This is a genomic window from Limnobacter sp. SAORIC-580 (assembly GCF_013004065.1).
GTDB lineage: Bacteria > Pseudomonadota > Gammaproteobacteria > Burkholderiales > Burkholderiaceae_B > Limnobacter > Limnobacter profundi.
This window is the reverse complement of the sequence record NZ_CP053084.1, coordinates 187,439-201,367: the sequence shown is the minus strand read 5'-3', so window position 1 is coordinate 201,367 and position 13,929 is coordinate 187,439. Positions and strand designations below refer to the sequence as shown.

12 protein-coding genes are annotated in these 13,929 nt (G+C 51.1%); all 12 read left to right on the top strand.

Annotated elements, in window-relative coordinates:
- Positions 1 to 25: 25 nt before the first annotated feature.
- The 12 genes from HKT17_RS00910 to HKT17_RS00855 all read left to right on the top strand — a co-directional run bounded on the left by HKT17_RS00910 (position 26) and on the right by HKT17_RS00855 (position 13,921).
- Positions 26 to 1,189 (top strand): acyl-CoA dehydrogenase family protein, encoded by a 1,164-nt coding sequence (locus HKT17_RS00910; RefSeq protein WP_008248306.1) that lies wholly within the window; start codon positions 26 to 28, stop codon positions 1,187 to 1,189.
- Positions 1,182 to 3,173 (top strand): acetyl/propionyl/methylcrotonyl-CoA carboxylase subunit alpha, encoded by a 1,992-nt coding sequence (locus HKT17_RS00905; protein WP_171097145.1) that lies wholly within the window; start codon positions 1,182 to 1,184, stop codon positions 3,171 to 3,173. The genes HKT17_RS00910 and HKT17_RS00905 overlap by 8 nt, the downstream gene beginning before the upstream one ends.
- 34 nt (positions 3,174 to 3,207) lie before the next feature.
- Entirely contained in the window at positions 3,208 to 4,338 is a 1,131-nt protein-coding gene (locus HKT17_RS00900) for an acyl-CoA dehydrogenase family protein (RefSeq protein WP_105029766.1), read from the top strand.
- Between the two features lie 252 nt (positions 4,339 to 4,590).
- Positions 4,591 to 6,273, top strand: a complete 1,683-nt coding sequence (locus HKT17_RS00895) for a FecR family protein (RefSeq protein WP_171097143.1) — start codon at positions 4,591 to 4,593, stop codon at positions 6,271 to 6,273.
- 181 nt (positions 6,274 to 6,454) lie between these two features.
- Complete coding sequence (locus HKT17_RS00890; protein WP_171097141.1) at positions 6,455 to 7,480, top strand: anti-phage protein ZorA-like protein; 1,026 nt, start codon at positions 6,455 to 6,457, stop codon at positions 7,478 to 7,480.
- A complete protein-coding gene (locus HKT17_RS00885) occupies positions 7,477 to 8,274 on the top strand; it encodes a flagellar motor protein MotB (protein ID WP_205882469.1) in 798 nt (265 codons plus the stop codon). Before HKT17_RS00890 ends, HKT17_RS00885 begins: the two co-directional genes overlap by 4 nt.
- Positions 8,275 to 8,346: 72 nt before the next feature.
- On the top strand, positions 8,347 to 8,775 hold the full coding sequence (locus HKT17_RS00880) for a hypothetical protein (protein WP_171097139.1): 429 nt from the start codon (positions 8,347 to 8,349) through the stop codon (positions 8,773 to 8,775).
- Position 8,776: 1 nt separating this feature from the next.
- On the top strand, positions 8,777 to 9,574 hold the full coding sequence (gene sctJ, locus HKT17_RS00875; RefSeq protein ID WP_171097137.1) for a type III secretion system inner membrane ring lipoprotein SctJ: 798 nt from the start codon (positions 8,777 to 8,779) through the stop codon (positions 9,572 to 9,574).
- Entirely contained in the window at positions 9,571 to 10,326 is a 756-nt protein-coding gene (locus tag HKT17_RS00870; RefSeq protein ID WP_171097135.1) for a hypothetical protein, read from the top strand. Before sctJ ends, HKT17_RS00870 begins: the two co-directional genes overlap by 4 nt.
- The gene (locus HKT17_RS00865; RefSeq protein ID WP_171097133.1) at positions 10,292 to 10,987 is read left to right on the top strand and encodes an HrpE/YscL family type III secretion apparatus protein; all 696 of its coding nucleotides are present in this window, start codon (positions 10,292 to 10,294) and stop codon (positions 10,985 to 10,987) included. Before HKT17_RS00870 ends, HKT17_RS00865 begins: the two co-directional genes overlap by 35 nt.
- Positions 10,971 to 12,722 carry a type III secretion system outer membrane ring subunit SctC gene (sctC, locus tag HKT17_RS00860; protein WP_171097131.1) on the top strand — a complete coding sequence of 584 codons (1,752 nt, stop codon included), beginning with the start codon at positions 10,971 to 10,973 and terminating at the stop codon, positions 12,720 to 12,722. Before HKT17_RS00865 ends, sctC begins: the two co-directional genes overlap by 17 nt.
- A complete protein-coding gene (locus tag HKT17_RS00855; RefSeq protein WP_171097128.1) occupies positions 12,719 to 13,921 on the top strand; it encodes a hypothetical protein in 1,203 nt (400 codons plus the stop codon). The genes sctC and HKT17_RS00855 overlap by 4 nt, the downstream gene beginning before the upstream one ends.
- Positions 13,922 to 13,929 lie beyond the last annotated feature (8 nt).

Genomic DNA, 13,929 nt, shown 5'->3' with positions numbered 1-13,929 from the left:
CAATGAATAACGAGGAGGAAGTGCAGTGAGACTAAGCCAGGAACACAAAGAACTACAACGCACCATCGAACGCTTTGTGGAGAATGAAATTAATCCGCATGTGGCTACCTGGGAAAAGGAACAAATGTTTCCCGCCCATGAGCTGTTCAAAAAGATGGGTAATCTTGGCTTGCTGGGACTGACCAAACCAGAAGAGTTTGGCGGCATGGGTTTGGACTACAGCTATTCCGTGGTGGCGGCGCAAGCTTTGGGAAAAATCCATTGTGGCGGTGTGCCCATGGCAATCGGCGTTCAGACCGACATGGCCACACCCGCTTTGGCGCGGTTTGGCAGCGACGAGCTGCGTCGTGAATTTTTGGCCCCCGCCATTGCTGGCGACATGGTGGCTTGTATTGGTGTTTCAGAGCCCGGCGCAGGGTCGGATGTCGCAGGTGTCAAAACCACTGCAAAAAAAGATGGCAGCGACTACATCATCAACGGCAGTAAAATGTGGATTACCAACAGTTTGCAAGCCGACTGGATCTGCCTGTTGGCCAACACCAGCGAAGGCAAACCCCACCAGAACAAATCACTGATCATCGTGCCCATGAAAACTCCGGGCATTACGATTGAGAAGAAGATTCACAAAATTGGCATGTGGGCATCCGACACGGGTCTTATTCACTTTGACAATGTGCGTGTGCCACAGCGCAACTTGATTGGTATGGAAGGCGCAGGCTTCATGTACCAAATGATCCAGTTTCAGGAAGAGCGCCTGTGGGGTGCCGCCAACAGCATCGAAGGCATGATGCATGTGCTGAACGAAACCATCAACTACACCCGCCAACGCAACTTGTTCGGCAGCACCGTGCTCGATCAACAGGTGGTGCATTTCACATTGGCTGAATTGAAAACTGAAATTGAGGCCTTGCGTGCTTTGGTATGGCAGGCCACTGAAGAATACGTGGCTGGTGGCGAAGTCACCGAGCTGGCCAGCATGTGCAAACTGAAAAGTGGTCGCTTGGTGCGCGAAGTCGCCGACAAGTGTTTGCAATTTTGGGGCGGCATGGGTTTTACCTGGGAAAACCCGGCTTCGCAGCTGTATCGCGATGGCCGACTGATTTCGATTGGTGGCGGTGCAGACGAGGTAATGCTGGGCATCATCTGCAAATTCATGGGTATTTTGCCGGGCAAGAAAAAGAATGCCTAGGATCAAAAAACTGCTCATTGCCAATCGCAATGAAATCGCGCGCAGAATATTGCGCGCGGCCAAGCCCATGGGTATTGCAACAGTCGCTGTCTATTCCGAGGCCGACAAAAAAGCCATGCATGTGCAAGAGGCTGACGAAGCCTATTGCATTGGCCCGGCACCCTCGCTTGAATCGTATTTGCGCATCGACAAACTGATAGAAACAGCGCTGAAAGCCGGTGCAGATGCCATTCACCCTGGCTATGGTTTTGTATCGGAAAGCCCTGCCTTTGCACAAGCCTGCGTGGACGCGGGAATTACCCTGGTGGGCCCCACGCCACAGGCGATCGCTGATATGGCCGACAAGGCCCGTGCGAAAGAAATTGCCCAACAGGCTGGTTTGCCTTGTATTCCAGGCTTCAGCGAGCCCAACGCAAGCGTAAGCGACCTGATGGCTGCAGCGCAGCGCATTGGCTACCCAGTGATGATCAAAGCGTTGGCAGGCGGTGGCGGACGTGGCATGCGTTTGGTGATGACTGAATCCGAATTTGCATCGCAACTTCACTCGGCCCAACTTGAGGCGAAGAATGCATTCAATGACGACCGGGTCATGCTTGAAAAAGCCATCATCAACCCGCGCCACATTGAAATTCAGGTGCTGGCCGATATCCACGATCACGCGGTGCATTTGGGCGAGCGCGATTGCTCCGTTCAACGCCGCCACCAAAAAATTGTGGAAGAAGCACCCAGCCCAGCAGTGAACGCGGAGCTGCGTGCACGCATGGGTGAAGCCGCATTAAAACTGGTGCATGCCACCCACTATGTGGGTGCGGGCACGGTTGAATTTTTGCTGGATTCAAACGGTGATTTTTACTTCATTGAAATGAACACCCGCTTGCAAGTGGAGCATGGCGTTACGGAAGCAATCACCGGCGTTGATCTGGTGCAATGGCAATTGCGAATTGCGTCAGGCGAACACCTCACCTTGCAACAAGAACAAATTGTGTTCAACGGCCATGCCATTCAAGGCCGCCTGTGTGCCGAAGACCCTGCGCGCGACTTCATGCCGCAAACCGGGCCAGTGCTGACCTGGAGTCCTGATGCGAACAGCCGCTGCGACCACGCCCTGCAAGCGGGTGGAGAGGTCAGCCCCTGGTACGACAGCCTTTTGGCGAAGGTCATTGTGCACGGCGATAACCGCCTTGCTGCCTGTGAAAAGCTGGCTGACTCGCTGAAGCGAACGGTGCTCATTGGCTTTGAGCACAACGCGCACTACTTGCAACGAATTTCCAGTCACCCCGTGTTCCAGGGTGGAGATTTTGGTACGGGCTTTTTGGCCCAGCATGCTGATGAATTGCTCAAGCCCCAACATTTCCAGGCAGAGTGCGCTGTAGCCGCAGTGTTCCTTGCCTATGCACCACGCCATGAGCGCTGCGCATGGCCTGCACCCTTGGCCGGCTTTTCAAGCACACGTGCGCTGCCGCAGCCGCTGAAACTCAAGGCACAGGGCAACACCCTGAATTTGAAAGTAAGTAGTAACAATGCCAACGGCTATGCAATCGATGGGCTTGCTGGTGAAGCAGTGATGCTTGAACAATGGCATTGCGCCGTGGCGCAGCAAGGCATTTTCACCATCGAGGCGATGGTACAAGGGCAATCCGCGCAATACACAGTCACCCGATCCAACACCGGCGTGTGGGTTCAACAGTGGCTAAACCCACAGGCATTGCATGTGGAGGATGAAACTCTGCTGAGTGCCTCTGCTTTGGCGGAAGGTGTGTTTCAAGCCCTTGTCAGCAGCCCGATGAACGGCAAAGTGACACAGGTGCTGGTTCAACCCGGTCAGCAGGTTGAGGCTGGCACCGTGTTGGTGTGTTTGGAATCCATGAAAATGGAACACCGCATTACCGCCAAATCCGCTGCAATTGTGGAGCAGGTGCACATCAAGGTGGGTGACCAAATGAAGCAGAAACAAGCCATGGTCCAGCTTGGTCAGATCCAATAAACAACACACAGCCCGGCTGGAGGAGACACGATCCATGGAAGACTTTTTCCGCTCGGTGGAGCGATTTGTGAATGAGCAGATCAAGCCCCACATCAATGACTGGGACGAGGCTGGGGAATTCCCGCGCGAGCTTTACCGTCAGGCGGGTGAGCTCGGCTTGCTTGGCCTGGGTTACCCGGAAGAAGTGGGAGGATTCGAATGCACCTTGGCCGATCGTTTGAAGCTGTCCAACCTGGTGTGCTCCGCAGGCAGCGGAGGTCTGTTGGCAGGTTTGTTCAGCCACAACATCGGTTTACCTCCGTTGTTGAATCATGGCAGTGAAGCGCTGGTCCAACTAATCGCCCCTGCGGTATTGAAAGGTGAAGCCATCAGCGCGCTGGCCATTACCGAACCCTCGGGTGGGTCCGACGTGGCCAACCTCAAAACCAAAGCCGACCTGTTTCAAAAAGATGGCGTGCCTCATTACCGTATCAATGGTGAAAAGGTATTCATCACCAGCGGCGTGCGTGCTGATTGGCTCACCGTAGCAGTTCGTACTGGCGAACCCGGTGCGCGCGGTATTTCCGTTCTCATGGTGCCTGGCAACGCCAAAGGCCTGACACGCAGCCCGCTTAAAAAAACTGGTTGGTGGATGAGCGACACCGCCAGCATTTACTTCGACAATGTGGAAGTACCTGCCACCTACCTGGTCGGTAAAGAAGGCAAAGGTTTTCGCATCATCATGGAAAACTTCAACACCGAACGTCTGATGCTGGCGGGCGCCTGCGTCGGTTTCTCGCGCGTGTGTTTGAACGAGGCACTGGACTGGGCCCAGAACCGCCACACCTTTGGCAAGCGTTTGATGGATCACCAGGTGATTGCCCACAAACTGGCCGACATGCGCATGAAAATCCGTGCAACGGAGGCCTGGTTCGATGAAACGATTGCGCGCATCGACAAAGGCGATATCAACGAAGAACTGGTGGCTGATATTTGTTTGTTGAAAAACCAGGCCACTCAAACTTTGCAGCACTGCGCCAACGAGGCGGTGCAAATTTTGGGGGGTATGGGTTTTATGCGCGGAAGCTCGACCGAGCGCATCTATCGCGAAGTAAAAGTGATGTGCATTGGCGGTGGCGCGGAGGAAATCATGAAAGAACTGGCCATTCGCCAACTGGCTTGGTGAGCAAATTACCCCCCGAAAGAGTTACACTAAACGCCTGAATTACAAACAATTAGATTCGATCGGCGTTCCTCTGAGAGTGCTTTACATGCGGCAAATCAGGATTTGTAAGTATAAAACTTACAAATAATGTTAAAGATTGTTAATTATTAGGAAATATTCACATCCATTTCCTGATTACGGCCGGTAAAACTCTCACAAGGCGAAACTTTTGCCGAATTTTCAAATGAACACACCATTGTCGGAGAATGCACTGTGGCTAATATCACTGGAATTATCAAAAGCGTGTTGGGAGAGGTTTCTGTAACCCGTCCCGACGGTGAACAAGTCCTTCTGAAAGAAGGCGACATTATTTCTGCGGGTGACACCGTCACCACCAGTGCCGAGGGCTCTGCCTACATTGAATTCCCGGGTGCAGATGGCCAGCAAGCCACTGAGGGTATTCTGCAGTCCAACGCATTAGCTACGCTGAAAGAAGGCGAAAACGGCGCTGAATTTGAAGTGGCCGAAGGCGAATTCGAATTGCTGACTGAAGGCGAAACTGTAGCTGTAACAGGCGCAGGCGGTATGTTTGGTTTGTTTGGTGCAGGTTTGGCCGCAGGCGGTTTGGCTGGCCCATTGGCAGCAGCAGCTGGTGCTGCATTCGTGTTGGGAAGCGATGACAGCGACGGCGGATCCGGCGGTGGTTCTTCCGGTGGTGGCTCTGGCGAAGCAGCCGCAGGCGCACTCGAGCCCGTTACCGATGCAGCCGGCCCTGCCTCCCCCGCACTCGAAGAGACTCTGGATGCCCTGTCCCCTGTAACAACAGTGGTTGATGCGCCAGTAGGTGCTTTGGCACCCGTGACTGAAGCACTCGATCCAGTGCTGGAAGAAACAGCACCCATCACGGATGCACTCGAGCCAGCGCTTACACCTGTGAACGACACCTTGAGTGATGCACTGACAGGCTTGGCCCCAGTGACCGACTCTCTGGATCAAAACGTAACACCTATCACTGAAGCTGTTGAAGAAGCGCTTTCACCCGTGGTCGATGTGTTGGCGGGCAATGAAGATGGTTTGGTGACAGCCGCTGCTGACACTTTGCCAGTTAATCTGCGCGTGGTCGCAGAACAACTGGGTGGCGGCTTGAGCATGGTGACACCCCAGCTGGCCGATGGCCTGTCTCAGGCAGTTGGAGCGCTTGCACCAGCCCTGGGCCCACTGAACGATGGTCTGACCCAAGGTTTTGACGCAGCCGCGCCCTTGTTTGATGGCTTGGCCACTGCAACTGATGCACTGCCCATGGTTTCCCAGCCTTTGGCCGATGGCCTGAACCAAGCTTTCGACGCACTGACACCAGTGACCGATCCACTGATTGCAGCGCTGTCCGGTGGCTTGCCGCTGCCCGGCGGTGATGGAGGTGGTGCTGCTGGCCCCACAGGTACACCGTTGGACGCAGTGCTTGGCCCTGTAACTGACGCCTTGGGTGGCGCAGGCGGCGGCGGTTTGCCAAGCTTCCCTGAAACAGGCACACCCCTGGACCAGGTTACAGCCCTGCTCGACCCCAGCATTCTGACAGATGCATTGGCTGGTGGCGGTGGCGGCGGTTTGCCTGGTTTGCCAAGCACTGGTACGCCGCTGGATATGGTCACTGAATTGCTCGACCCAGCCATTCTGACAGACGCCTTGGCAGGTGCAGGTGGTGGCGGCGGTTTGCCCGGCATCCCAGAAACGGGCACGCCGTTGGACATGGTAACTTCACTGCTGGACCCTAGCGTACTGACCGACCTGGCAGCGGGCGGTGGTGCAGGTGGTGGCTTGCCAAGCTTCCCATCCACAGGCACGCCTCTGGACTCATTGACAAGCTTGCTGGATCCCTCCAGCCTGCCAATCTCCTCAGGCGCAAGCCCACTGGATGCATTGACCAGCGCGCTGCCCACAGACAGCCTGCCCATCTAAGCTTTGTAGTATTGCCTGGGGCTCCGACCCCCAGGCAAAGTGAAAAGGCACCCTTCGGGGTGCCTTTTTGCATTTCATACTCATCAAATCTGGAACCAATCACCTGTGACTGCAACTCAAAACTTGCAGTCAGGTAACCACCCCTTTTCGACAATCCGAATCGATCCTCAAGGAAGACACGGTGAGCACAACCACAACCAATCTTATCCAGCTAATTCCACCCGCCGCAGTGATGGTGCTCTTGTGCTTATCCTGCTTCAATTTCTACAAACAATATGTACTCAAGTCCAAAGAACTGGCGGATCTGATATCCAAAATTGGCAGCACCGTGCGCTCAATGTCTGAGGGTGATGACTTCATGCGCAAAGACGGTGTTGCCCGAATTTTTCAGGGAACAATGCTCGAAAAAGCTTGGAAAGATTTCGCCAAGACCCTGCACCCACAAACCGGCATGATCAACGGCGTCAAACGAAACCGGAAATTTCGTCTGACTGTGCCTGTGTCTACCCACTTCTCAGCCTCCACCGTCATAGACCGTCCATTGGGCGTCGAGTACTTCAAGCATCTCCCGGGTATTCTCACCGGCATTGGCATCATTGGTACATTTTCGGGTCTTTTATTTGGTTTGAGCAGTTTTGATGCCTCCAGTGTCGAAAACATGAATGAAAGTATCACCCTGTTGATTGGGGGTGTTCGCGATGCGTTTTATGCTTCCGCTGCCGCGATCTGTGCCGCCATGGTAATCACACACTGGGAAAAATCGCTTTACCGCAAAAATCTGGCAGCTCTTGATGACTTGGTTGATGCCATGAACGGCCTGTTTGAGCCGGGTGTCGGCGAGGAATACTTGGCAACGCTTGTACAACACTCGTCTAGCGCCAGCAACTTGACCCGAGACCTGAAAGACGACTTGCTGCAAGCCATGCTGCCGGTAATCAAACAACTTGAATCTGTTCAAGGCCAAAGAGACGACGGCTTAAGCCAAGCCCTGGAGAAAGCGCTCAACGAATCAAACAAACGGTTAGTCAATCAACTTGAAACTGCATTGGCACGGCAAGTAAAACAACCCATTGAAGACATGGGTGCGCGTCTGGACAATCGACTAAGTCACATTAAAAGCACGCCTCAGGATTTGGCCATGAAGGTAATTCGCGCCAGACAACAAGAAAGCCACGACGACACTGCTTCATCTTCGGTGCAATCATGAGTTTGATGACGTCTTACACGCCTGCGCACCGAAGTGATGAAGGCGAGAAACCTTTTTGGATTTCTTACGCAGATTTGATGACAGCCTTGATGATTCTGTTCTTGGTCATCATGGTTGCCGCATTGTCAGCAATTTCCAGGCAAGCCCAGGAACTGGTTGAAAAAGCTCAAAAAGGAGATCTTGAAAAACCGGAGGTGATCATACGCACCACGGATCCAGAACTGACACAAACGGAACTTCGGTTTCAAGAAATTAACGCAATCTGCGACACCCTCTCCCAAAAAGCCGAACAGGTTAACCCCGATTTGAATGTAGATTGCAAGCTAAACCGAATCAATTTCGGTGCGCAGGGACAATTCGACACTGACGAATACAAGTTAGGCGAGGCCGGCCAAGCCGCGCTGGCCGATGTAGTGCCAGTCATTCTTGAAACAGCCAACACGCCGATGGGTCAGAAGTGGCTCAAACAAGTAGTTATTGAAGGGTATACCGACACCGACGGCTCTTATCTGTACAACCTGAATCTCAGTCTAAAACGCTCAGAATGGGTCATGTGCACCTTGCTGCAATCCAGCAACAACAGTCCAATCCAGTTCAACTCAGATCAACGAATCCAGATAAAAAAACTCTTTCTGGCCGGCGGTGTGGCTTTCAACAACCTCCAACAATCCAAAGACGCGAGCCGACGAATCGAGCTTCGTCTCCAATTTTACGGGCATGAATCCGAGAAATCGAACTCTGCGGAATATGAACTTAAATTTCATGACAACAACCAGGAACGTTGCATGTTATAGGCGAAGAGGCCCTTCGTGGAACTTTGTCCGCAGGGGCAATACTTAGAATGCGCAGGACAATAGAGGTGCACAATGCAGAAGATCGACATCAATCCCGTACTAAACTTCACGCAATTAAAACCTGCCCAACTCATCGCGCCTGCGCAAAACGTTGAACACTTTCAACAATTGCTTACTGGCTTAAAAGAAACTTTTAAGACTTCATCCAGCGCGCTTGATACCAAAATCACTTCACCCCGCTCAGACCAAGCAGCACCATCGCTTCTTGCCAAGTCAGCTGTTGAACTGAATAAAGCAGAGTTTTATATCAGCCGCCTGCAACGTCACCTCATGGGTAGTATTCAACAATTAGAAGGTGGACACACCACGGATGGTAACTTTGCCAAAGCCGTCACCCAACAGCAATTTTCCTCAGCCTACTACTTTCTAGGTGTCAGCCGGGTAGGCAACACTGCCGAAGATGTCTCCGAAGAAGTCACCTCTGTTACTCGGAGAAGATAAATTGAGCAAGCCACTCCGCTTCATTCAGCGATACCTTGGCGCCTTCACCTTGGTGCTGATTCTCACTGGCTGTTCTGACAGAGCCATGCTCTTTAATGGATTGTCCGAGCCAGAAGCCAATGAAATTTACTCACACCTTTTGGCCGCAGGAATACCCGCAGAAAAAACAAGAACTAAAGAGGGTTCTGCGATTTCTGTACCCGAAAATCTCTCGGCCAATGCATTGAGTATCACCCAAGCCAATGGCTTACCCCGTGACAAAAAATCTTCAATCGGACAGGTGTTCAAAAAAGAGAACATGATCAGTTCGCCGCTGGAAGAACGAGCCCGCTATCTATACGCCTTGTCGCAAGAACTCGAAGATACACTTATGCGTATCGATGGCGTGCTCTCCGCCAAAGTACATATCGTCTTGCCCGAACGTGCAAATCCAGGAGAACCGCTCAGCCCATCGTCTGCCGCAGTATTCGTCAAGTACAGTGAACAAGCCCAGTTCCCAGCGTACATTCCAAAGGTACGTGAAATGGTCTTTAAAAGCATTCCCGGTATCGCTGGCGATGCTCAATCCAATGTCACCGTTACTGCCATACCGTCAGAACTAAAAATCGACGAGTGCGTACCATTGGTGTGGTACGGCCCAATTGCGCTGAGTGCTGCAGACAAAGGCTACTTCCTGGCAATCGTGTACATCATTCTTTTCATGTGGATGCTTTCAATCGGCCTGACTTGGCTACAAGCCAAGGGTATCGATCAGTGGCCATCAGTGTTGCAATCAATTCGCTCGAGATTCTTGAAATGAGTCTGCCCAAAACACTTCAAGTTGAATGGTGGCGTTGGTGGAGTAACCCACTGATCGGTCTCAATAGCGATCATCAGCACCGCATGCCATACGCACTGGGTAAAGCTGGCAAATCATCGGTTGATTACTTCCAGCTTTTGCAAACACGAAGTGTGCTGGAACTTGATGACCATCCCGATCAAGATCTACTGCATTATCCAGAACTGATTTCCATCTCCTTGTCGACGCAGAAACAACTCGAAATGCACTTGATAAAAGTGGCGTCACTCACACTGGATTCCAGCATCATCCATGCGCGCCCCCAAGAATGGGATCAAAAGTTCAATGTCAAATCAGCAGATGAAATTCGAAAAATTATTGAATTTTATCGAAGCATACCGATCCGTCTGAACCGGTGGCAGTATCAATGTGCCAACGCGATCAATCAAGATGATCGCCTCGTGATCTCGATTCAGACGCGCGTAGAAATAGGACTAGGCGTGGTTCTAAAAAGCTATTTTCCATCGTTTTTCAAACGGTGGGCGCTGAATGTACCCCATCAAGTCGTTCGTCTAGTGGACACAATCGATCCAATAGAGCAGGGTTTGTGGAAAGAAGTGCATGAATGGCTAGCTACAGAAATCCAGGCGTTGTTTGACGAAATTAATCAACAACATCAAGAGCCAAAACTGGAAATTGAAAATGATTTGCTTCTGGATGGCGATTACACAACTGTAGATGTCGATCAGCTATACGGAGGAGCGAATGCTTAATCTCCTGCGCAAAATACGCTTTCCAGCTGATGTTCAGATTCACGATCATCTCATTCCAGCACGCACATTAAAGTTCGCACAGAACCACCATGACATCGTTGCATACGCGCGCGATGAGGCTGAGTCGATCATTCGCGCAGCCAATCAAGAGGCTAACCGGATTCGAGAGCAAGCCAGACAGGAAATTGCTGAATCCATGCAACAGGACCTCAAATCGATTCGGAGAACCATGCGTCAGAGAGTTAAAGCACTTGCCGACACTTCTGCAAGAATTTGTATCGATATCAGCGTAGCCGCATTGAGCGAGTTTTTAAACACAGTACCCGATCGAATCAAAATCGAAAAACTGGTGAAAGCTTTGCTTGAGCATTCCTTAAGCAATCAAGAACTGGTCCTTGAATGTACTACTTGTCAAATCAATCTGGTTCAGGAATCGCTGGGCAAAGTTATATCGAACCAAGCAATGCTGCGCAAGTGGGAAGTACAAATCGCCGACGACCTTCAACCCTTTGAACTAAGAATCAAGGCAGCGAAAGGCTCTGAAATTCAGGTGTCAATTGAAAATCTGATGGCTTTATACAAACGAGAGATTGAAAACCTGCAAAAAGAAATCAAGGATTCAATCGCTACCAAAGGTAATCAATATGAAGAAGTGGATTAAAGCAATAACGCTGGCCTCCCTGATCATGGTTCAGGGCGCATGGTTGCAAGCGGCATCTGCAGCAAAAGCAGAAATGAGAATCTACATGGCCCAGGAAGAATCCTCCAAGAGAGCACTGGAAACCATGCTGGACATGCTTGGACTGCGCTTGAATACAAACGCGATTAACACTCGCCCAATCAGCGGAAAGTTTGAATTCTCCAACGTCGAAGAGTTAATGGCTTACTTCCGTAGCTCCTTTCGCATCAACTGGTTCCAAAATGGTACCCAAGTCTATGTTTATCGGTCTGATGACTGGCGAACCCAAAAAATATTCGTTGGCGGCGCTCGCAGCAATGACGACTGGAAGGATTTGCTGACATCTGCTGGGCTTTTCTACAAGGAATTCCCATTCGCAATTAATTCCGACACCAAGGAACTGATCGTGTCTGGACCCAGAAGCTACCTGAACCTGTTGCGTGAAGCCTTTGAACAAGCCCCACCCGACCCTTCTGAAATTGCGAAGCACGGCATTGAGTTGATGGTTTTTCCGCTTCAATACGCATCCGTCGAAGATCGCCAAACAACACTGAGGGGTGCCACACTAACCACACCTGGTGCCTTATCGGTATTGCTCAATCTGTTGGGTTTACCAAACCAGCGTATGACAGCATCCCCAGAAAACAAAAAGGCAGGCATGATTGTTGATGGTGCCGGGCAACAAACTGCTGGCATGGGTTTGCTACAAGGTAACAACTACCGTGCCCAAGTCATGTCACCAACCACTCTTACTCCACCAAAAGAAGCACCCCAAACAGAAAAAAAAGAAGAAGCTCCGGTCAGTGTTACTGCAGACCCGCGCACAAACTCAATTCTGGTTCGTGATGCGAAAAGTAAATTTGACTACTACAAACAACTGATTGATAAACTGGATCGTCCGCTGCCCATGATCGAAGTGGAAGCGATGTTGGTGGAAGTTGATCAACGCGGCTTGAATGAACTGGGTCTTGAATTTGGATTTCAATCCAGTCATCTACTTTACGATTTCCCCGGTTCTGGCGTGAACTCCCCCAGTCTTACCATTCCAGGCGCCAGTACCATTGTGGACCCAGTACGCTTTCTAGCCCGTCTGAAAGCCTTATCCGCTGATGAAAATGCAAAGGTATTAGCTCGCCCAACAATTGTCACCCAGGACAACGTATCGGCTTATATAGATTTGAGTCAAACCCTGTACCTGCAGGTATTGGGTGAACGAGTGGCAGATGTAGTACCTGTGACGGCAGGCAGCTTGCTTCAAGTGACGCCCAGGCTGGTAAAGGAAGGAGGCGACGACCGCATCTTCCTGCGCATTGAAATTCAGGATGGCAACATCACTCAGAATATGCAAAGCGCGCAAAGCATCTCTGCTCCCAGCATTCAAAATACATCTCTAAGTACGCAGGCATTGATTCAACGCGAAAAAGCCATCTTGATTGGTGGCTACAATCGCGAATCTGAAGGCGACAAAGATTACCGAGTCCCGGTTCTTGGCTCACTGCCATTCATCGGAGCTGCATTCTCCAGCAAGCAGAAACAACGCCAGAATGTAGCTCGTCTGTTTTTGATTACACCAAGGCTGATCGAAGACCCACCACACAACTCCGAATCCACTCGCGCAGCCATCAACTCGCTTCAAAAGTCATTCAAACTCACAGGTGAAAACCTGCAACCAACGCCCGCATTGCGCTTGGATAACCGACTGGAGGGTGTTCGATGAATACAGCAATTCCGGTCAAACCGAGCGGTCTTCAGGAGGTCACCACAACCGAAGCGCTTCACGGGAGTCTTGCAAATCGCCGCCCGCTTGAAGGAGAAGGAAAAAAGCGTGTAGAACGCTTCATTGCAGCACACACCCAAAGCGGTCAAACCGGAAACGATGCATCAGTTCATCCGCAAGGCCTAGCAGGTTCAAGTAGCGAGCCGCAGGTCAATGCTTCGGAACAACAGCATGCTGCATTACAACGAGGTCTGGCTGAAGCAGACCCCAAGAAAAAGGGTCGAGGTAGCAAATATGCAGATATTTACAAAACACTGTTCACAGGCAGTGACAGCTTTCATCACAAAGACCAGATGTCCATGCTTCATTCGGTCAGAAGCAAAGGGAAAAGCCTGGTTGATTTAGCGGGTGATCTAAACCCTGCCGAAAAAGCATTGAGAAAATTTCTGTTGCTCAAGTCACTGGAGCAAGACCACGGTGGCTTGCTCAGTGCAGGCGACAGAACTGAATTGCTGCTGGTTCGAAAAAAACTGGAAAGCGAGTTTGGCGATTTCATTCAGGGCACAGTGGGCGCCTACGACATTGGCAAAGCCAAAGCATTTAAAGGTCCCTCGCTGCGCGAATTTATCAAAGCCTACCAAATTATTGAAATTCAGCCCAACACCATATCGGTTCCAGATCTTCACGCACTGTACAAGTTAATCAAAAAAGACCTCGAAGCCGGCGCGCCGCGGAGCAAGTTAATCGCCATGCAAGAAGGTTTTGTACAAATTTTAAGTCGCGAAAAAACGCAGGAACCCAGCAGGGTAACCAGCCCCAGACATCACATTATTTTGAGTCGCATTAAGCAGTTCGGCCTGCTCATCAACCTTCATGCCCTGCACGGTAAATTTCTTGATTGGGGGCGTACTGCCAATCTTCAGGGCTTACCAAGCATGGCCCAGTTGACCGAGTCATGTCTTCAAGCAGTGCTAACCAACGAAACCCTTGCTGGCGCGAACGCTCTCATTGCAATTGCGTCGGCAGTTCGATCCGACAAGTTGCCTGCCCGCAACGCTTTCATCACAAATTATTGTCGCTGGGTTCTACTCCATGATCTGTTAATTGGCATGTATAAAAATTCAAATCAACGAAAAATCCTCGTTGAAAATATTGAACGCAACACCCAGCTGTCTGCAATTTTGTCGCCCTCATCGTAAATCAACTG

Bases quoted from the DNA above. Each gene is read 5' to 3' on its own strand.
- HKT17_RS00905 (WP_171097145.1), top strand. From the start codon at position 1,182: ATGCCTAGGATCAAAAAACTGCTCATTGCCAATCGCAATGAAATCGCG.
- HKT17_RS00900 (WP_105029766.1), top strand. From the start codon at position 3,208: ATGGAAGACTTTTTCCGCTCGGTGGAGCGATTTGTGAATGAGCAGATC.
- HKT17_RS00885 (WP_205882469.1), top strand. From the start codon at position 7,477: ATGAGTTTGATGACGTCTTACACGCCTGCGCACCGAAGTGATGAAGGC.
- HKT17_RS00880 (WP_171097139.1), top strand. From the start codon at position 8,347: ATGCAGAAGATCGACATCAATCCCGTACTAAACTTCACGCAATTAAAA.
- HKT17_RS00870 (WP_171097135.1), top strand. From the start codon at position 9,571: ATGAGTCTGCCCAAAACACTTCAAGTTGAATGGTGGCGTTGGTGGAGT.
- HKT17_RS00865 (WP_171097133.1), top strand. From the start codon at position 10,292: ATGTCGATCAGCTATACGGAGGAGCGAATGCTTAATCTCCTGCGCAAA.
- sctC (WP_171097131.1), top strand. From the start codon at position 10,971: ATGAAGAAGTGGATTAAAGCAATAACGCTGGCCTCCCTGATCATGGTT.
- HKT17_RS00855 (WP_171097128.1), top strand. From the start codon at position 12,719: ATGAATACAGCAATTCCGGTCAAACCGAGCGGTCTTCAGGAGGTCACC.